The 19422-nt window shown below is 66.4% G+C and carries 16 protein-coding genes; 7 read left to right on the top strand and 9 right to left on the bottom strand.

Annotated elements, in window-relative coordinates; all coding sequences use genetic code 11:
- The first annotated feature begins 57 nt into the window (after positions 1–57).
- The gene (locus ACJH6H_RS17805; protein ID WP_061005718.1) at positions 58–645 is read left to right on the top strand and encodes a DUF1707 domain-containing protein; all 588 of its coding nucleotides are present in this window, start codon (positions 58–60) and stop codon (positions 643–645) included.
- Positions 646–865: 220 nt separating this feature from the next.
- On the opposite strand, the gene ACJH6H_RS17810 is transcribed toward ACJH6H_RS17805, so the two are convergent.
- Positions 866–2833: a VWA domain-containing protein gene (locus tag ACJH6H_RS17810; RefSeq protein WP_406775458.1), complete on the bottom strand. Its 1968-nt coding sequence runs from the start codon at positions 2831–2833 to the stop codon at positions 866–868.
- Positions 2826–4220 (bottom strand): sigma 54-interacting transcriptional regulator, encoded by a 1395-nt coding sequence (locus ACJH6H_RS17815; RefSeq protein WP_061005748.1) that lies wholly within the window; start codon positions 4218–4220, stop codon positions 2826–2828. The genes ACJH6H_RS17810 and ACJH6H_RS17815 overlap by 8 nt, the downstream gene beginning before the upstream one ends.
- Positions 4221–4296: 76 nt before the next feature.
- On the opposite strand from ACJH6H_RS17815, the gene ACJH6H_RS17820 reads away from it, so the two are divergent.
- Complete coding sequence (locus tag ACJH6H_RS17820) at positions 4297–5313, top strand: alpha/beta hydrolase (protein ID WP_064860956.1); 1017 nt, start codon at positions 4297–4299, stop codon at positions 5311–5313.
- Here the strand turns inward: ACJH6H_RS17820 and ACJH6H_RS17825 are convergent.
- A complete protein-coding gene (locus ACJH6H_RS17825; RefSeq protein ID WP_406775459.1) occupies positions 5310–6203 on the bottom strand; it encodes a LysR family transcriptional regulator in 894 nt (297 codons plus the stop codon). The genes ACJH6H_RS17820 and ACJH6H_RS17825 overlap by 4 nt on opposite strands.
- A gap of 84 nt (positions 6204–6287) precedes the next feature.
- Between ACJH6H_RS17825 and mqo the strand changes: the two genes are divergently transcribed.
- On the top strand, positions 6288–7706 hold the full coding sequence (gene mqo, locus ACJH6H_RS17830) for a malate dehydrogenase (quinone) (protein ID WP_406775460.1): 1419 nt from the start codon (positions 6288–6290) through the stop codon (positions 7704–7706).
- A 63-nt stretch (positions 7707–7769) separates the two neighbouring features.
- On the opposite strand, the gene purH is transcribed toward mqo, so the two are convergent.
- The 5 genes from purH to sfnG form a co-directional block, all read right to left on the bottom strand.
- The gene (gene purH, locus ACJH6H_RS17835) at positions 7770–9338 is read right to left on the bottom strand and encodes a bifunctional phosphoribosylaminoimidazolecarboxamide formyltransferase/IMP cyclohydrolase (protein ID WP_406775461.1); all 1569 of its coding nucleotides are present in this window, start codon (positions 9336–9338) and stop codon (positions 7770–7772) included.
- Position 9339: 1 nt separating this feature from the next.
- On the bottom strand, positions 9340–9990 hold the full coding sequence (purN, locus tag ACJH6H_RS17840) for a phosphoribosylglycinamide formyltransferase (RefSeq protein WP_406775462.1): 651 nt from the start codon (positions 9988–9990) through the stop codon (positions 9340–9342).
- A gap of 9 nt (positions 9991–9999) precedes the next feature.
- Positions 10000–11517 (bottom strand): DUF6350 family protein, encoded by a 1518-nt coding sequence (locus tag ACJH6H_RS17845; RefSeq protein ID WP_406775463.1) that lies wholly within the window; start codon positions 11515–11517, stop codon positions 10000–10002.
- A 76-nt stretch (positions 11518–11593) separates the two neighbouring features.
- The gene (locus tag ACJH6H_RS17850; protein WP_406775464.1) at positions 11594–12538 is read right to left on the bottom strand and encodes a DUF5336 domain-containing protein; all 945 of its coding nucleotides are present in this window, start codon (positions 12536–12538) and stop codon (positions 11594–11596) included.
- Between the two features lie 129 nt (positions 12539–12667).
- The gene (gene sfnG / locus ACJH6H_RS17855) at positions 12668–13798 is read right to left on the bottom strand and encodes a dimethylsulfone monooxygenase SfnG (protein ID WP_071286607.1); all 1131 of its coding nucleotides are present in this window, start codon (positions 13796–13798) and stop codon (positions 12668–12670) included.
- 185 nt (positions 13799–13983) lie between these two features.
- On the opposite strand from sfnG, the gene ACJH6H_RS17860 reads away from it, so the two are divergent.
- The 4 genes from ACJH6H_RS17860 (at position 13984) to ACJH6H_RS17875 (ending at position 17659) form a co-directional block, all read left to right on the top strand.
- Entirely contained in the window at positions 13984–14835 is an 852-nt protein-coding gene (locus ACJH6H_RS17860) for an LLM class F420-dependent oxidoreductase (RefSeq protein ID WP_226520714.1), read from the top strand.
- 160 nt (positions 14836–14995) lie between these two features.
- Positions 14996–16579, top strand: a complete 1584-nt coding sequence (locus ACJH6H_RS17865) for a DUF4185 domain-containing protein (protein WP_406775465.1) — start codon at positions 14996–14998, stop codon at positions 16577–16579.
- Positions 16580–16595: 16 nt separating this feature from the next.
- Positions 16596–17105 carry a hypothetical protein gene (locus ACJH6H_RS17870; protein WP_406775466.1) on the top strand — a complete coding sequence of 170 codons (510 nt, stop codon included), beginning with the start codon at positions 16596–16598 and terminating at the stop codon, positions 17103–17105.
- 335 nt (positions 17106–17440) lie between these two features.
- A complete protein-coding gene (locus ACJH6H_RS17875) occupies positions 17441–17659 on the top strand; it encodes a hypothetical protein (RefSeq protein ID WP_406775467.1) in 219 nt (72 codons plus the stop codon).
- Positions 17660–17761: 102 nt separating this feature from the next.
- Here ACJH6H_RS17875 and ACJH6H_RS17880 read toward each other — a convergent pair whose 3' ends face one another.
- A complete protein-coding gene (locus tag ACJH6H_RS17880) occupies positions 17762–19291 on the bottom strand; it encodes an acetyl-CoA acetyltransferase (protein WP_406775468.1) in 1530 nt (509 codons plus the stop codon).
- Positions 19292–19422: the final 131 nt, after the last annotated feature.

The raw sequence follows: 19422 nt of genomic DNA on the forward strand, positions 1-19422 counted from the left end.
GCCACAGTTTGCCTCAACAGCCTTGCAAGTCGCTGTGATCGTCGTAGGCTCGAGTTGATGAGCACCCCAGGTTCGCGCGCACAGATGCGCGCCGCCGATACCGACCGGATCCAGGTCGCTCACCTCCTCAGCGATGCGGCCGCGCAGGGCCGGCTGCCGATGTCCGAGTACGAAGACCGGCTGAACCGCGCTTATTCCGCGCAGACGTACGCCGAACTGTCGAAGCTGAGCGCCGACCTGCCGTACATCACCACCGCGCCGTGGGAAACGGGCGGCGAATGCCATCCCGCGCCCTCGACGCTGCTGCTGGCGATCATGAGCGGATTCGAGCGCCGGGGCCGCTGGAACGTGCCGCAGCGGCTGACGTCGTTCTCACTCTTCGGTGGCGGTGTCATCGATCTGCGCTACGCCGATTTCACCTCACCGGACGTCGAGATCCACTCCTACTCGATCTTCGGCGGGCAGACCATCCTGCTGCCGCCCGAGGTCAACGTCGACGTGCACGGCGTCGGTGTCATGGGCGCTTTCGACCACCTCGGTCAGCAGGGCACCCCCGGCGCCCCGCGCGTCACCATCCGCGGCTTCTCACTGTGGGGCCGCGTCGGCATCAAGTCCAAGAAGCGCAAGCCCCCGCCCGCCGACTAGCCGCCAACTCCCCTTCCCGCGAGCGGCCGTGTTTGTACCCCGACGCGCCGTATCTCGCGTGCATTTTCGGCCCGCTCGCGGGCGACGAGCGTGCGTGTCTGCCACCAAAACGCCGTCGTAGGCGTGCGATTTCGTCACGCTCGCGGCCGACGAGCGTCCGCCTCCTGCACGGGTTCGGCGGCGTGTCGCGGTACAGACACGGCCGCTCGCGGGAAGGTGGTCAGCGACGACGCCGCCGCGAGCGCAGGTAGTCACCGACCACCGCGGCGCCCAATCCGTCGAGTTCGGGCACCACGACGCGGCCTTCGACGCGGCGAGCCACCTGGTCGATGAACCGCGCCAGGCCGGGATCGCTGCCCAACCGGAAGATCGTGATCTGCGCCCCCAGCCGGGCCACCTCGTCGAAGCTGCGCACCGTGAAGGCGATGGTGCGCGGGTGCGGCGGGTAGTCGAAGAACGTCTCGGTCCCGTTGCGGTATTGCTCGAGGTGGGCCGTCGGCTCGCCGTCGGTGACGACGAGCACCACAGGCTGCGCGTTGGGATGACGCCGCAGATGCCGGCCGGCGAGCAACAGCGCGTGGTGCAGGTTGGTGCCCTGCTCGTACACGCCTTCCAGTCCGGTGAGTTCAGCCGCCGAGACCGTGCGGGCATGCCGGCCAAATGCGATGATCTGCAACGCATCTGACCGGAACCTGGTACTCACCAGGTGATTGAGCGCCAGCGCGGTGCGCTTCATCGGCAGCCACCGGTTCTCCATGACCATCGAGAACGAGGTGTCCACCAACAGCGCCACCACGGCCTGGGTGCGGGTCTCGGTTTCCGAGATCTCGACGTCATCGACGGTGATCCGCAGGGGCCCGTCCTCGCGCGTACCAGCCTGCCGCAGTACCGCGTTGGTCAAGGTACGGGTGACGTTCCAGGGCTCGGTGTCGCCGAACTGCCACGGCCGGGTGGCGCCGGTCAGTTCACCGGCGGCACCGGCGCGACGGGTGTCCCGCTCACCGTGGCGACCCGAAAGCTGTTGTGCCACATCGCGAAGCGCCGCCTGGCCCAGCTGCCGCATCGCCTTCGGCGACAACCGCCACTGCCCGTCGGAACCGCGGTCCAGGAAGCCCTGATTCATCAGGGTGCGTTCCAGTTCCGCCAGGGCACGAGCGTCGACGGCGGCCTCGTCGCCCAGTTGCCGGGCCAGCATGTCCAGATCGACGTCGTCCATCTGGGCACCGGCGTAGCTCTGCGAGAGCTGTTCCGCCAGTTGTTCCAACTCCGCGATGTCTTCCATCGCCTGCGCGGCCTCGCCCATCCCGAGCGGGTTGTTTCCGGTGAAACTCCGCTCGCCGGTCCAGTCCTCCCCCGGGCGGGCGGCCTGCAGGTTGGCATCGAGCCGATCGAGCGCGTTCATCAGTGACGGTGATCCGAATGCCTGCTGCGCCAACGCATCCAACTCGGCGCGCTGATCGGGTGACAGGCTGTTGCGGAACCGCTGTGCGGCCGCGGCACGCTTGGCCAGCGAGTCGAGCAACTCGTCGACGTTCTGCGGGTTCTCCGGGAAGAACTGGCCGTGCTTGGCCATGAAATCCTGGAAATCCTGCTGGGTGTCTTCACCGTTGGAGTGCTTCTCCAGCAGGTTGTTCAGATCGTCGAGCATGTCGTTGACGGCCTGACGATCCTCGTCGGTGGCGTTCTGCAGCGCATCCTTCATGCCGGCGAACCGTTGGTCCAGCATCTCCCGGCCCAGCAGATCCTTGATCTGCTCGTACTTCTGCCGGGCTTCCGCCGAGCGCCAGTCGTATTCGGAGAGTTCCTGCACCGCCTTGGCCGGCGACGGCGACAGCGACTCCAACTGCAGTTCACCGAACCGCGCGTCGTCGTCGAGCGCGCGGGCCAGTTCCTTGCGCTCGGCGAGCACGGCCTCGTCGAGCAGCTTCTTGATCTCCTGCAGCGTGCCGTCAAGGTTGTTGCGCGACAGCAACTCCCGACGGCGCCGGTTGGCCTCGGCGGCCAGCCGGTCGGCGCCGCGCATGTTCTGGGTACCCCGGCGCAGCAGCTCGGACAGCGCGCGTCGGGGCGACGCGCCCTCCATGACGTCCTGTCCGATCTGCTCCAGTGCCTCCCGCAGGTCGACCGGAGGCGCCAGCGGGTCGGGCCCGCCGGTGTAGCGCGAATACCGCGAGAGGTGTTTAGCCATATACCGTTTCGCCGTCGTCGGAGGTCTTGTCGATGCGCTTGGCCAGGTACAGCGCTTCCAGCGCCAGCTCGACGGCCGCCGCCCGCTCGCCGTCGGACTGCGCGCCCAACCGGTCGGCGATCGCGTCGATCACCGGCAGGTCCGGCAGCGCGGCCAGGACGTCCTTGGCCGACACCCGCTCGCCCGTCGTGACCGGCGAATCGCCTTCCACCGCAACGACCAGGGAACCGACGTCGATGCCGCCGAGCAGCCGTTGCGCGGTGTCCGCGGTGGCCCGCCGCAGCAGGTGCTCCAGGACGGCCTGCTCGCGGCCTTCCTCACCCGACTCGAATTCCAGCTTGCCGCGCAGCACGCCGATGATGGTCTGCAGATCGACCACCCGGGCGACCGGATCCTGTTCACCCAGAATCGCGGAGCGGTGCTGGGCCGCGGCGCCGACGGTTTCGGCCGCCGCGATCGCGAACCGGGCCGAGACGCCGGAGCGCTGATCGATCGACTGCGACTCGCGCAGGTACCGGGCGAACCGGGCCAGGATCTGCAACAGGTACTCCGGGACCTCGGCGGCCAGGTGCGCTTCCTGCTTGATGACGCCGACCTCGGCGTCGAGCTCCAGCGGGTAGTGGGTGCGGATCTCGGCGCCGAAGCGGTCCTTCAGCGGCGTGATGATGCGGCCACGGTTGGTGTAGTCCTCGGGGTTGGCGCTGGCCACCACGAGCACATCCAGCGGCAGTCGCAGGGTGTAGCCACGCACCTGGATGTCGCGCTCCTCCATCACGTTGAGCATGGCGACCTGGATGCGCTCGGCGAGGTCGGGCAACTCGTTGATCGCGACGATGCCGCGGTGCGCGCGCGGGATGAGGCCGTAGGCGATGGTCTCCGGGTCGCCCAGGCTGCGTCCCTCGGCCACCTTGATGGGGTCGATGTCGCCGACGAGGTCGGCGACGCTGGTGTCGGGCGTCGCCAGCTTCTCGAAGTAGCGCTCGCTGCGGTGTTGCCAGGTGATCGGCAGGTCGTCGCCGGAGTCCGCGGCCCGGCGGATCGACTCGGGCGTGATCGGCGAGTAGGGGTGCTCGCCCAGCTCCGAGCCCGCGATGACGGGCGTCCACTCGTCCAGCAGACCGACCAGGCCGCGCAGCAGGCGGGTCTTGCCCTGCCCGCGCTCGCCGAGCAGCACGATGTCGTGCCCGGCGATCAGCGCGCGCTCCAGCTGCGGCAGGACGGTGTCCTCGAAGCCGAAGATGCCGGGCCAGACGTCGTCGCCGTCAGCCAGTGCTGCCAGCAGGTTCTCGCGGATCTCGGTCTTGATGCCCCGCTCGCGGTGGCCCGAGGCCTTGAGTTCGCCGACGGTCCTGGGCAGGTCGGCTGGAAGGTCGTTAGGTGATGTCACGACCTCCACGCTACGACGGTGCACGGTGAGCGGCAGCCCCTTGGGCTCCGGAGCTTTACCCAGTACCCTCGGTATCGTGAACTCGCTCGACTGGACTCACCGCCCCACCGACCTCGAGTTCGGCCCCGCCGCGTGGCAGAGCCGACTGCTCGGCGGTTTGACCGCGGTGTTCGTCCGACCGGTAATTGCCCTGCTCACGCTCATCGGCATGGTGGTCAACCGGTTCCATCCGGAACTGGTGCAGCGGGGCCGCTACGACATCATCGACGGGCCGTTCCGCGCGTTTCGCGCGCTGCCCGGCACCACGGTGACACCGATCAGGCTGGACGACTGCGACGCCGAATGGATCGTCGCGCCGCGCGCACAGGGTTCCGATCGCGTGATCATCTACTTCCACGGTTCGGCGCTGATCACCCTCGGGCTGAACTCACACCGGCGCTGGGCGAGCAAGCTGTCGGCAGCGACCGGCGCCCGGGTCCTGAACGTCGGCTACCGACTGGCACCGCAGGCCCTGATCGAGGACGCCATCGCCGACGGCGTGTGCGCGTACCGCATGGTGCTCGCCGCCGGCGTCGACGCGGAGAAGATCGTGTTCGCGGGCGACTCCGCCGGCGGCCTGATCGCGACCGGCACCGCACTCGCGGTACGGGACGCCGGCCTGCAGGTGCCCGCCGGCCAGATTCTGCTGTCGCCGCTGACGTCGTCCGACATGAACCTGAAGTACAACGCGATGCTCGAACACCGCGACGTGCTGTTCCCGTTCATGGCGGTGAAGTACCTCTACGACGTCTTCGCGACGAAGAACGGCACCCACCCGGTGCCGGAGATGCCCACCGAGGCCGACCTGCACGGCCTGGGACCGACGCTCCTGCAGGTCGGCAACAACGAGATGCTGCGCAACGACTCGTTCGCACTCGCCGACGCCTTGCGCGCCGCCGGGGCGCTCGCCTGGGTTCAGGTGTGGGACAAGGCGATGCACATGTTCCAGCTGAGCTTCGACGTCAACCCGGATGCCCGTAAGGCCGTCGACGAGATCGTGGACTTCTTCGAATACGCCACCACGCAGCACCAGCCCGGCGAGGTCGCGTCCTAACCGGTGGTCGGCCATTCTGCACGCAGGAAAGTGAGCAGCCTGCGCGCGGCGGGAGTGCCTGCGGTCGGCGCCCACGCCAGCGCGATCTGGCGCTGATAGCTGTTGGGCGACAACGGGATTTCGCGGACCTTACGTGAGGTGTGCTCGTCGTGCGGTAGCAACGCGATACCCATGCCACGGCCGACCAACTCGCGGATGGTCGAGAACTCCGTGATCTCCACTGGCACGTGGGGCACGAATCCCGAATCGCGGCACCAGCTTTCAGTTGCCTGACGCAAGTGATAGCTGGCCGGGTTGGCGATGAAGGTCTCGTCGCGCAGTTCGTCCAGCCGCAGACGGCGACGGGCAGCGAGCGGATGGGCCGCCGGTAACACGGCCCGGATCGGTTGTCCGCCGATCGCCACATGCTCGACACCGTCCGGCGGCGGGATCACCACCGCGACGTCAAGCGCCCCGGCTTTCAGGTCCGCGGTGAGTTCACTGCCGTGTGCCTGTTTGATCTGCAGCCGGATTCCCGGTGCGCGCCGGTGGAATTCGGTGAGCAGGTTCGGCACCGCGCCGGCCCCCATCGTCAGAGGGAAGCCGAACCGGACGGTGCCGTGCTCGGGGTCGGCTTCCCCGGCGATGATCTCGACCGTCGCCTCGAGTTGATGCAACGGGCGCCGCACCTGCTCGGCCAGCTGCACCGCCACCGGTGTCAGGCGTACTGTCCGCCCTTCCTGGGTAAGCAGCCGGACGCCGAGTGTCTTCTCCAACGCGTGGATGCGCCGACTCATCGACGACTGTGGAATCCCCAGGCTGTCGGCAGCTCGGGTCATGTGTCCGCCCTGCGAGTCCAGCTCTTCGAGCGCCCGCAGCTGTGGCGCCAGCAGGCTCATCCATTGATCCATATTCGGATGGTAATCGCCAGAACATTCATTGGACGGATCGAATCGGCGCGAGTGATGCTGGAGTCAACGAGACAAGGAGCAACCATGAACACCGTTGAACCCGAAGTCGCCGACGTCGTCCTCATCGGTGGCGGCATCATGTCCGCCACCCTCGGCGCCATGATCAGCACGCTGGAGCCGCAGTGGCGCATCGTGTTGGTGGAGCGGGCATCCGACATCGCCACGGAGAGCAGTGGGCCGTGGAACAACGCCGGCACCGGCCACTCCGGCTATTGCGAGCTCAACTACATGCCAGACCCCGAAGACGGCTCGGCGCCGGCCGAAATCGCCGCACAATTCCAGGTGTCCCGCCGCTGGTGGGCATACCTGGTCGAGCAGGGCCTGCTGGACCCGGCGACTTTCGTCCACGGCACGCCGCACATGGATGTGGTGTTCGGCGACCGCGACGTGGCCTACCTACGACGACGCTTCGAAACCCTCAGTGCCGATCCACTTTTCGCCGATCTCGAGTTCAGCGACGATCCCGCCAAAGTCGCCGAATGGGCCCCGCTGGTGATGGCCGGCCGAGATCCGGCGCAACCAATTGCGGCCACCCGGCACCCCGGCGGTACCGACGTCGACTTCGGGGCACTCACCCGCGGACTGACCCGCATCATCACCTCGAATGGCGGCGAGGTACGGCTCGGCCACGACGTGCGCCGACTGCACCAGGACCCGGATAACACCTGGTTGGTCAGCGGCCGGTGTACGGACTCGCACAACAGGTTTCAGCTGCGGGCACGCCATGTGTTCGTCGGAGCCGGCGGATTCGCCCTCCGCCTGCTGCAGCGCGCGCACATCCCCGAAGTCCGGGGCTACGGCGTGCTGCCCGTCGGCGCCGCGTTCCTGCGGTGCGCGAAACCCGACGTCGTGGCACGGCACGACGCCAAGGTGTACGGCCTGGCCGCGATAGGAGCCCCGCCGATGTCGGTGCCGCACTTGGACAAACGCGTCGTCGACGGCGACGAGTACCTCATGTTCGGTCCGTATGCGACATTCAGCACCAAGCTACTCAAGGGCGGCAAGCTCACCGACTTCTTCACCACGCTGCGGTGGCACAACCTGCATGTGCTGGCCGCCGCGGCCGCGCAGAGCCTGTCGCTGGTGCACTACCTGATCGGTGAGTTGCTCACGCCGTTCGGCGGCAAGATCAAACAGCTGCAGCGGTTCTACCCGGACGCCGACCCCCGCGACTGGGAGCTGGTGCCGGCGGGACAGCGGGCCCAGCTGGTCACCCCGGACCCCGAACGTATCGGCGCCTTGCGGTCCGGGACCGAACTGGTCACGTCGGCCGACGGCACCATCGCGGGGCTGCTCGGCGCATCGCCGGGAGCCTCGACCGCCGTGCCGATCATGCTCGAGCTCCTGCAGCGGTGTTTCCCCGCGCGCTGGGGCACGTCCTGGCAGGCACGCATGGACGACGCCCTGGCGGCGCGCGACACCGCCGCGCTGCTCAGCCTCTGAAAGCCGATGGCCAGGTCTGCACGGATCGCCTCCGCGCAGACCTGGCCATTCAGCCGGCAAGACCTAGTGGGCGAAGTGTCGCGCCCCGGTCAGGTACAGCGTGATGCCCGCGGCAGCGGCGGCAGCGGTCACTTCGTCGTCTCGGACCGAACCACCCGGGTGCACAATGGCTTTCACACCGGCGTTGGTCAGGGTCTCCAGACCGTCGGGGAACGGGAAGAAGGCATCGGAGGCAGCCACGGCGCCGCGAACCCGGTCACCGCCCCGCTCCACCGCGAGCCGCGCCGCGTCGACGCGGTTCACCTGGCCCATGCCGACACCGACGGTGGCCCCGTTGGCGGCGACCACGATGGCGTTCGACTTCACCGCACGGCACGCGCGCCAGGCGAACACCAAGTCGGCCAACGTCTCCGGGTCGGCCGGGTTGCCCGTCGCCAGGGTCCAGTTGGCCGGATCGTCGCCCGCGGCGTCGAGCGCGTCACGCTGCTGCACCAGCAGACCACCGCTGACCTGACGGAACTCGGTGCCGCCGGGCTGCGGCTCCGACGCCACGAGAATGCGAATGTTCTTCTTACGGCTCAGGATTTCGACGGCGCCCGGTTCGAAGGCGGGGGCGACGATCACCTCGGTGAAGATGTCCGCGACGGTCGTGGCCATCTCCTCGGTGACGGCCGTGTTGGCCGCGATGACGCCACCGAACGCGCTCAGCGGGTCGCACTCGTGCGCCTTGCGGTGCGCGTCGGCAACCGAGATCGACGACACCGCGATGCCGCACGGGTTGGCGTGCTTGATGATCGCCACGCAGATGTCCTCGTGGTCGAACGCCGCCCGCCACGCCGCGTCGGCGTCGGTGAAGTTGTTGTAGGACATCTCTTTTCCGTGCAGCTGCTCAGCCTGAGCAAGCCCCGGCCAGCCGGCGTCGTCGCTGTAGAGCGCGGCCTTCTGGTGCGGGTTCTCGCCGTAGCGCAGCACATCACTGCGACGCCAGGTCGAACCCAGCCAGGCCGGCATGCCGGCGGCCGAGGCCTCGTCGTCGCCGGGCACCAGCACGGACCCCATCCAGGATGCGACGGCGACGTCGTACTCGGCGGTGTGCCGGAATGCCAACGACGCCAACTTCTTCCGCTCGTCGAGCGTGAAGCCACCATCCCGGACGGCCGCCAGCACACCGTCGTACCCCAGCGGGTCCACGACGACGGCGACGCTCGGGTGGTTCTTCGCCGCGGCGCGGACCATCGACGGGCCGCCGATGTCGATCTGCTCGACGCACTCGTCCTCGGATGCGCCCGACGCCACGGTCTGCGTGAACGGGTACAGGTTCACCACAACGAGTTCGAACGCCTCGACCCCGAGCTCATCGAGTGCGGCGAGGTGCTCGGCCTTGCGGGTGTCGGCCAGCAGGCCGGCGTGCACGCGCGGGTGCAGCGTCTTGACCCGGCCGTCCAGCACCTCCGGGAAGCCGGTGACCTCTTCGACGGGAGTCACCGGGATACCCTCGGCAGCAATGGTTTTCGCTGTCGAACCGGTCGACACGAGGGTCACGCCGGCCTCGTGCAGCCCACGGGCCAGCTCGGCCAGGCCGGTCTTGTCGTACACGCTGATCAGCGCGCGCCGAATCGGTCGTCGCGTCATCCTATTGCTCCTCACCTTCGCGGCATCCGATGGCCGCCTTTCGCCCACTCCACGTCACACCGCGGAGGGCCACCGCGGCGATCACATCTACCAGCAGTCGTCGTTCGACGACCTTGATCCGCTCATGCAGCGACGATTCGTCGTCGCCTTCGAGCACCGCCACCGGCTCCTGCGCCAGGATCGGCCCGGTATCGGTGCCGGCATCCACCAGGTGCACCGTGCTGCCGGTCACCCGCACCCCGTAGGCAAGGGCCTCGGACACGGCATGTGCCCCAGGAAACGACGGCAGCAGCGCCGGGTGGGTGTTCAGTACCCGTCCCTGGAAACGTCCGAGAAACGTGGGGCCGAGGATCTTCATGAACCCCGCCGACACCACCAGATCCGGCTCGTGGGCTGCGACGGCTTCGGTCAATGCGACGTCCCAGGCGGCCCGGTCGGCATGGTCGCGCAACTGGGTCGTGAAGGTCGCCGCGCCGGCTGCCGCGCCGACCTCCAGCGCCCGGCATTCGCGATCCGTACCAACTGCCACTACCCGGGCCGGGTACTCGCCGACCGCTGCGGCCAGCACCGATTCCAACAGCGAGCCGGTCCCGGACGCCAGGACGACGAGCCGCGCCGGCGCAGTCGGGGGCACGTGAACCGGTTGCTGCACGGGAGCAGCCTAGTGGCCGTCGTCGTCGACGACGAAATGCGCCTCAGGGTCCTCGTCAGGGTCGAAGGCGACGTGCTCGCCGATGCGATCGGTGGTGCCGGATTGATAGGCCTCCGCCGGTGCCGGGGTCATGTCAGGTTCCGGACGCGCCGGTCGGCGCGGTGCGGCGGGTTTGACCGCCGGCTCCGGCTCGGGTTCGGGCTCCGGTTCGGTGGCCTGCTCGAACGCCGGGCCGCCGGCGAAATGCGAGTCGTCGTCCCCGTCGTCCGCGGCCGCCGACACGTCACCGATCAGCTTCTCCGTCACGGGTTCGTCATCGTCGACGAACTCTGCCGGTTCATCTGCAGCCGGTTCCTCGTCCACGGGCGCCGCCGGCGCGACAGGCGCCGGCCGGGCCGGGCGGCGGGTCAGGCCGCCGGCCATGGCCACCGTGAGACCGCCGATCGAGACGAACCACAGGAAAACCGCAGGCCCGAACGTCGTCTGATCGACCCCGAGCTCACCGAAGTTGCCCAGGCGTCCGCTGCCGGCGATCGCGAGCAAGACCATCATCACGGCAGCCAGTAGCGAGGCGACCGCCAGCTTGGCGAAGGCGATCGGCCACGGCGCCGGGCGGCGGGAGCACTGCTGCCCCACCGCCACGGCCGAGGCCGCCGCGATGATCAGTAGTGCCACCCAGACCGGACCCAATGGAGGTGACGGCACCGCGGCCAGTACCGGCACGGCGGGCACGTCGCCGCCGAGCACGGTGAAGGAACTGAACGTGGCCAGCCCCACGTGCACACTCGAACCGACAGCCACCGCGGCAGACCCGACCATGACGTTCGGGATGTACAACGCGGACAGCACGGTCAGGCTGAGCTGGCCGAACACCGAATCGGTGATGCCGAACAGGTCGTGCATCGTCGACCAGTGCACGACCATCGAGGCGACCGCGACCAAGCCCGACAGGCCGAGCAACGCCAACACACCGGCGATCGCCCCGCGCAACGCCTCCGGCAGCCAGTACGGCAGGTGCGCGTCGGTCAGCAGTCGTCCCTGCAGGCGCGAGCCGACACCGATGGCCGCACCGACCGCATGCACCGCCAGGACGCAGCCGAATGCCTGGAGGGCACTCGGGGTCTGCAGTTCCGTGAGCACCGACGACGCATCGTGGATCACCGCGATCGAGATCGCCGCGATCAGCAACGGTCCACCGAGCGCCGAGGCGACGACCCAGCGGACCACGAACCAGGACGCGCCCGGCCGCGTCGCTGCCGCCGTGGTGCGTGCCGTGCCCCAGACCATCGCCAGTAGCGGGGCCAGGGGCATCACGCCGAGTTCGGCACCGCCGATCGACACCGGCACGCCGTGCACGCCCAGCCACATGCTGGCCATCGCGCCGAAGGCACCGGTCAGATCGCTGTTGGCGATGACCAGCTGGATCAGCACCAGCGCGGCGATGATCGCCAGGGCGATGCCCGACGGGCCGAAAGCAACCCGAAGCAGGTCACGCGCCTGGCGCGTACCGACTGGTCGGTTATCCACTAGCTGGGTCACTCCTCGCGAGGTCGTCACCCGCCTGCCGCGAGTGCCCTAGCGATTATGACGAAGCCGCGCCCGATTACTGCGGAGCCGGGGGGTGCTGGAAGGTCGTCGTCGGCTCGGAGCTCGACCCTGTCGTACCCGGCGTCGTGCCGTACGACGACGATCCGGCGCCAGACTCCGAGGTCGACGGCGCCTGGCCGCCCGACTGCTGCGGGGCCGACGACTGGCCGGCCGACTGCTGCGGCTGGCCGAACGCCGGGAATCCGGTCGGCGGGGTCGGCGGGCCCGAGTCGGCGCCGTGCTGCGACGCGCTCTGCGCACCGGTGTAGCCGCCGATGGGACCGTTCTGGGACTGCGGCTGGTAGCCGCCTTGCTGACCGTAGTGCTGACCGGTCTGCTGGCCGTACTGCTGCTGTGGCTGCTGGCCGTAGTACTGAGCCTGCGGGTTGTAGCCCTGCGCCGGTCCGCCGTAGTTGTACGGATCGGACTGAGGACGCGGCGCCGGCGGCTGGATGACACCGGCGTCCAGCAGCAGCGCCGCGACGGCACTACCGGCCTGCAGCACCGACAGCGCCAGCACGACGTAGAGGCCCCACTCGACCTCGATGCCCTTGGGCGCCTGCACGATCTCGTTGATCACCAGCAGCAGGGCCAGCACCGCGAGGATGGCGACCCACGACTTGAAGCTCTTCTGCTTGGGCAGCAGGCTGACGCCCGCGAGCAGCGCGGCCAGCACGGCGACGACGATCGGCGCCTGGGTCAGGATGCTGCCGGTGCCTGCATCCAGGCCTCCCGCACCCAACTGGGGCGCGAAGTTGAAGCCGAAGATGAGCAGGCCGAGCGCCGCGACCGCGGTGGTCAGGTACTCAGGCAGTTTGCTCGGGCCGGCCGGCGCAGCGGGCGCAGCCGGGATCTGCTCGGGCAGACGATTGAACTGCTGGGTCGGCCCGCCGTACTGGTTGCTGTACTGGCCGGGCTGCTGGGCGGGCGGGTAGCCGGAGTTACCGGGCTGGTACGTCATGACCTCTCCTGTACTGGTCGACTCGACCAACCACGCTAGCGCACTTCATTGAGGGTGCCCTGCATCAGTTCGGCCCACAGAGCAGCGTCCTGACCGGCCGCGACGGCCCCGAGCAAACTTGCCCACCCGTCACGCCGGGACGCGGATCGGCCCCTCTGCGGCGTCCTGTTCCGCCTCCTCGATTTCCCGTACCAACGGCAGCACCTTGGCGCCGAAGTACTCGATTTCCTCCTGGAAATGCAGGAAGCCGCCGAGGATCAGATCGACGCCGCGTTTGCGGTAGGCAGCAATCCGCTCCGCGATCTGTTCCGGAGTTCCGATCAACTTGGTACGAAAACCGTCGTTGTACTGCACGAGGTCATCGAAGCTCGAATCCGCCCACATGCCCTTCTTGTCGCCCGTGGAGTTGCGGGCCTGCTGAACGGCCTGGCGGAACCCTTCGACGGCCGGCCGGTTCGCCTTCGCGACGATCTCGCGGAGGACTTCTTTCGCCTCTTTCTCCGTATCGCGCGCGATGATGAAGCCATTGAGGCCGAAGCGGACTTCCCGGGCAACCTGACGGGCGTGGTCGCGGACGTCGACGACTTGCTCGGTCACACCGTCGAAGTCCTTGCCGTTGGAGAAGTACCAGTCGGCGTAATAGCCGCCGTTGCGACGCGCCGCGCTCGAGTTGCCGCCCTGGAACAGTTCGGGGTTGGGGCGCTCGGCGGTGTTGAGCGGCTTGGGCTTCAGCGTGAAGTCATGGATGCGGTAGAAGTCGCCGCGGAAGTCGACGTCGTCCTCGGTCCAGATCTTGCGCAGCACCTGGAGGAATTCGGCGCTGCGGCGGTAGCGCTCGTCGTGCTCCAGCCAGGGCTCCCCCAGGTGCGTGAATTCGTCCTTGAACCAACCGGATACGACGTTGACTGCGAAGCGGCCGCCCGAGAGGTGGTCGGCCGTGGCGCCCAGTTTGGCCAGCACGGCCGGCTGCCAGAGGCCGGGGTGAACGGCCGCAATGACTTTCAAGCGTTCGGTCGCCAGCAGCAGCGCGAGGCTGAAACTCGTTGACTCGTGCTGGTATTCGGCGCCGTAGCTGGCCTCGTACCGGACCTGGCTGAGGGCGTACTCGAAGCCGTTGTTCTCCGCGGTCTGCGCGAGCTTCTTGTTGTACTCGTAGTTCCAGTCGGTCCGCTGCTCGATATCACTGGTCACCAGGCCGCCGCTGACGTTGGGCACCCAGTAGGCGAACTTGACGTGGTCGGCGATGCGTTCGGTCGTCATGGGCCCATGTCAACAAGCAAGGCACCTCACCGTCGTGGGTAACGTTCGCGATGAAGTTATCTCCGGATCGGTTCACGGGCGTCTCGCGGCTCAGCTTCGCGGCATAATGCCAGGTAATCCGGCTTGTTCAGGTTTCTCGCCACCCCCTCTTGCGCCCCGATACTGAAACACGTTCTAATCACGGTATGGACTACGGGCTCGTACTTTTCACCAGCGACCGCGGCATCAAGCCCGCCGCCGCCGCCAAACTGGCCGACGATCACGGCTTCACCACCTTCTATGTGCCCGAGCACACGCACATCCCGATCAAGCGTCAGGCCGCTCACCCCACCACCGGCGACGAGACGCTGCCCGACGACCGCTACATGCGCACGCTGGATCCGTGGGTGGCGCTCGGCTCCGCCGCATCGGTGACGTCGCGGGTGCGGCTGTCGACCGCGGTCGCGCTGCCCGTGGAGCACGACCCCATCACGTTGGCGAAATCCATTGCGACGCTGGACCACCTCTCGGGCGGCCGCGTGTCCGTTGGCGTCGGATTCGGTTGGAACACAGACGAACTCCAGGACCACAATGTCCCGCCGGCCCGGCGGCGCACCATGCTCCGGGAGTACCTGGAAGCGATGCGCGCGCTGTGGACCCAGGAAGAAGCCGAATACGACGGCGAATTCGTGAAGTTCGGGCCATCGTGGGCGTGGCCGAAGCCCGTGCAGTCGCACGTGCCGATCCTCGTCGGCGCCGCCGGCACCGAGAAGAACTTCAAGTGGATCGCCAAGTCGGCCGACGGCTGGATCACCACGCCGCGAGACTTCGACATCGACGAGCCGGTCAAGCTGCTGCAGGACACCTGGGCTGCCGCCGGACGTTCCGGGGCACCGCAGATCGTCGCGCTCGACTTCAAGCCCGATGCCGACAAGCTGGCGCGCTGGAAGAAGCTCGGTGTGACCGAGGTGCTGTTCGGCTTGCCGGACAGCGACGACGCGACGGTGTCGGCGTATGTCGAGAAGCTGGCCAAGAAGCTGAGCGACTTCGGGATCTGAGGTTCGGCCGGCGCTTTGGCGTCGGCGTCGTCATCACATCCGATCTGCGGCGGTCAAGGTTCCTTGGCCGCCGCAGTTCTGTGCCGGATTTCCGTCAGGGCACGGACATTTACCGCCATAGACTGGGGGCTATGGGGTGGCGCTTTCGCGGGTGGGGCCGTTGTCGATCCTGAAGATTCGCGGCACCAATCCGCTGACATTGGTCGATGGCGGCCGCGACCTGAAGCGCAAGGCTGAAGGTCTCGACGAGTTGATCGGCAAGCAGGTGCATGCCGTCCAGGAACTTGAGCAGGAGTGGAAAGGCAAGGCGGCCAACGCCGCCCGCGGGCAGGCCTACCGGAATATCGAGCGACAGCACCGCTTTCACGAGATCACCGACGCGATGGCCACGGCCATGATCGCCGGTGGTCAGGTCCTCGCGACGTTGCGTGACGTGCTGCTGAACTGGGTCGGCACGGTGTCCCAGATGTTCAATGTCGCCGACGACGGCGTGGTCACCACGCGTCCGCCACGGACGGGCGGGGGCTGGGAGAACATTGCATCCGCCTTCACCAAATGCACCCAGAACATGATCAAGGCGTTCATGGATCAGGACCAGAACCTGGCCAACAACCTGAAAACCATTGCGGACGGCAATACTCCGGGCAACAACCCGAAGCCAGTTCCAGGCTTCACGCCCGGCATCGACCCAGACAGTTTCAACAACGGCCAGATCGGGTTTGAGCAGACGATGGCAGGATTCGGTGACCCGAACACCGGCGACGGGGGCGTAGGTGTTCCGAATACCGACCTGTCGATCATGGGCATGACACCAGATGGGCGACTGTTCACGATCCAAGGCGATACCGGCAAAGGGATGAAGAAACCGGACGAGGGTGGGTCGCCAAGCGGCGGCGGACCGGGTGAGCGCTCCGAGGGTGACAGTGACCGCAACAGCATCATCTATTGGAAGATGAATGAGCACGGAAAATGGGTCGTGGACGAGGTTGTCAAAGGACCCTTCAAGAAGCCTGACGGCGCTAACGATATCTCGACGATCCCAACATCGACCTTCAACGTCGGCGACACGATGTACGCATCTGTCATGAATGTCGACCATTGGAACGCTGAGCCGCCCGGTCAACGTCGGAACAACGAGAGTGGCTGGGTGACCCGGAGTTCCGACCTATGGAAGTCGACAGACGGCGGCAAGACTTGGGAAAAGACGGGTGCAAATTGGCCCAACAACGACAAGCTCAACCCATTTCAGGTCCAGAGCTTCGCCCCATCGCAAGATGGGAAGTACGTCTATATGTACGGCACCCAGGATGGCCGCACCAATGACGGGCTCCACGTTGCCCGAGTCCCTGCAGAACTCGTCGGTCAACCTAAGGCATATGAATATTGGAACGGAACCACTTACAGCGCTAACCAAGACCCAAATACCAGCCCGCCCATTATCAAGACCCCTCCCGGCGTGAGCGGCATCGGAGAACCGAACGTGCACATATACGAAAACAAAGTGCTGCTGACATTCAATGATGAGTACGGCGGCATCTATACCAGTTCGACTTCGGCAGCGGACGGAAGTACACCCTGGACGCCGACGACCAAGGTCGTTCAACAAGGCGGAGCGTACGGTGCATTCCAATCACCCTTCTCGGGCGGTGACTCCATCGATTCCACCATTTCCCTATGGAATCGCTACGGCACCGCGTTGTACCAAATCGAGAACCCAGACACCAAAAACCTGGGATCGTACTGACATGCGGCGTCGGAAAGTGCTCATCGCGCTGTTAGCCCTAATGTTGCCGCTAACCGCATGCCCGCAGTCCAAGGACAATGCATCTGCTTCGGCGGCACCGCGCGACGTCAATTTTCCAGACCTCGGCACATTCACTGCGGTTGATTCCGGCAGATATGCAAAAAGAAGCGACACCGGCTCAGCATTCGGCTTCTTGACGCCACTAGGTCTACGTTGCGGCCTCGCCGCGGGCCGTGAGTCACAACCTGACGGCATCAGTTGCGTCGGGCCGATTCCAGGCCGCGAGCACCAATGGTCGCTTCGCGTCGAACGCGGCAGTGGCGCAAAGATATACATTGAACTGAATAAGAGCGGACCTGGAATTTTCACGGCTCCGGAGCCACCATCACCGACATTGGCCCGCCACGAAGCACTGCAGATCAACCAGGGCGACATCGCTTGCGGGATCCTTGATCTCGGAACCCCTGCCTGTCACGTCGGCGATCACGGATTCGTTGTGAACTCCGACAATGTTGTCCTGTTCTAGGGGGTTCTGTGGCAGTGCGATCAGTCACCAGCCATTGTTGTCAAAGAATGCTGATTGCCACAGCAATTCTTGTAGCCGCTATCGGCTGCACTCCAAGCACACCCAAACGACCAAGCGGGACGGCACCCGGCACGCCTCCGAGTGTCGGTTTTCCAGACCTCAGCAGCTACACCACTGCAGATCCGCGCAGTTACTACTCAGACGGGCCAGATTCTGACCCGGAGTACCGCTTCACCACGCCGATCGGGCAGCGATGCCGTATCCGCGTCCCTAAATCGTACGCTCCATCGATCGGCTGCGCGGGCCCGATTCCTGGTCGGGACGGCGAGTGGAACATGGGTTTCGATACTGGTTATGCCGTTGGAGGCCAGTCCACTTCGCGGGCCTATCCCGACGAGCCTGCACAACCGACTGCACCAACCTTGCCTTTGCATTACGTCCTGCGACTCGACAATGGCAAAGTGCAATGCGGTATTACCGACAACGGTACCGCCGCCTGCCTCGCCCACCATGGTGGCTTCCTGGCGGGTACAGGCAAGCTGACATTCTTCTAAACGGATGCGCCCGCACCCTTGTTGTTCTGACGCGTCGAGCTTGACGAATTGGTCGCTAATCTCTTGCAAGAACGACCATTTCGTCGATCTCGGTAACCAAGATCAGGCCAGCACAGCCCGATTACCCTCGTCGGTCGAGGTGACGACGACCTTCGCGCCCAGTGGCTCGCCGTCGCACAGCAAGGCCATCAGTTCGGCATCGGTCGTGGTAGCCAGGAACCGGCTCCCGTCGGCGTCAAGGCGCCCGATGATGATGCCCGTGTTGGGAGTCCAGTCGTATCGGACGGTGTAGGTCTCGATGGTCGCGGGGCCTTTCGCATGCTCGGTGACGGCGACCGTCGGCCACGACGCGACCTCTGCGCACAATTCGGCGCTGTTGTCGGCCACCCAGTCCGCCGGCTCGGTCGAATAGATGCCGACCGAGAACTTGCTGGCGATGCCCCCGTTGGCTCCGACCAATGCGAATTCGCCTGGGGTTTCCCGCATTCGGGTTACTGCCTCCGCGATCCCGTGCAGCGAGTAGTTGTTTCCCGGGCCGCCGAAGTACGGCAGGCCGCCGGTCAATGTCAGACCCCGCGGATCGTCGGTCGCCAGGCCGACGCCGTCACAGATGTTGAACACCGGGAACGGGAAGCAGCTGTACAGGTCGAATGCCGAGACGTCGTCGATTCCAATTCCGGCCACCCGCAACGCTTCCCGTACGGCCAGTACCGATGCCGGGCTGGCACCGACATCGGGACGGTCGAGCAGCTTCTGCTCCTTCATGTCCGCATGACCACGCAAGTAGACCCACTTGGATTCCGGCACACCGAGTTTGCGCGCCGACTCCACGGACATCAGCAATGCGGCCGCACCCATGTTCACGTGGTCGCGGGCCACCATCAGCCGCGGGTAGGGGTCGCAGATCATCCGGTTCTTGTCGGTGACGGTCACCAGCTCGTCGACGGGCCGCTCCACCGGCGCCGACGAATACGGATTCTTGGCCGCGACTTTCGACATCGGGGCGAACAGCTCCCCCATCGCCTGTCGGTAGTCCTGCACGGACAGGCCAAGCCGTGCCCGCCGGGCGTTCTCCAAGAGGCCATACTGCACCGGCGCACCGATCAGCCCGTGCCGGACGGTGTACTCGTCGAAGATGCCGTCGTACCCGTAGCCGCGGTCCTCGAGCTGGCCGTCGATGGTCTCCGAGTGATCGGGTTTGTCATCCCGACCCTTGAAGTAGCGGATGCTGGACGTGTTTTCCGACCCCATGATCATCACGACGTCGGCGCGGCCGGCCACGATCTCGCCGGCGAATTCGGTGATCAGGTGTTGCGGGCTCTGCCCGCCGATGACCTCGAGCACGGCGCGGGCGGGATCAGCGCCGATGCGCTGTGCCACGGAGCGCGGGTAGTTGTTCGATTTGCCGAGCGGCGCCGGAACGTGGCCGGAGATCTCGAACTGCCGGGTGCCCGCGACCGTGTCGATAGCCGCGGCAACTGCGGTGACGTCGGCTCCGGTGTCCTGCAGTGCCGCCTGCGCGGCTGCCGCCGCGAGGTCGACCGAGGACATGCCCCGGTAGTCGGGGTCCTCAAGGCGCTCGGTGAACTGACCGACGCCCACGATCACCGGCGTACGCGGATCGACACCCATTACAAACCTCCAGGCAACTGTTAATTCGACAGGCTAACCGATTGGGATACGAACGCGCATTACGGGTAGCTGGGCATTTACGCCAGAGCACACGTACAACAATTCCAACGTACAACTATCTAGACGTACAT

The organism is Mycobacterium sp. SMC-21, from assembly GCF_045310825.1.
Classification (GTDB): domain Bacteria; phylum Actinomycetota; class Actinomycetes; order Mycobacteriales; family Mycobacteriaceae; genus Mycobacterium.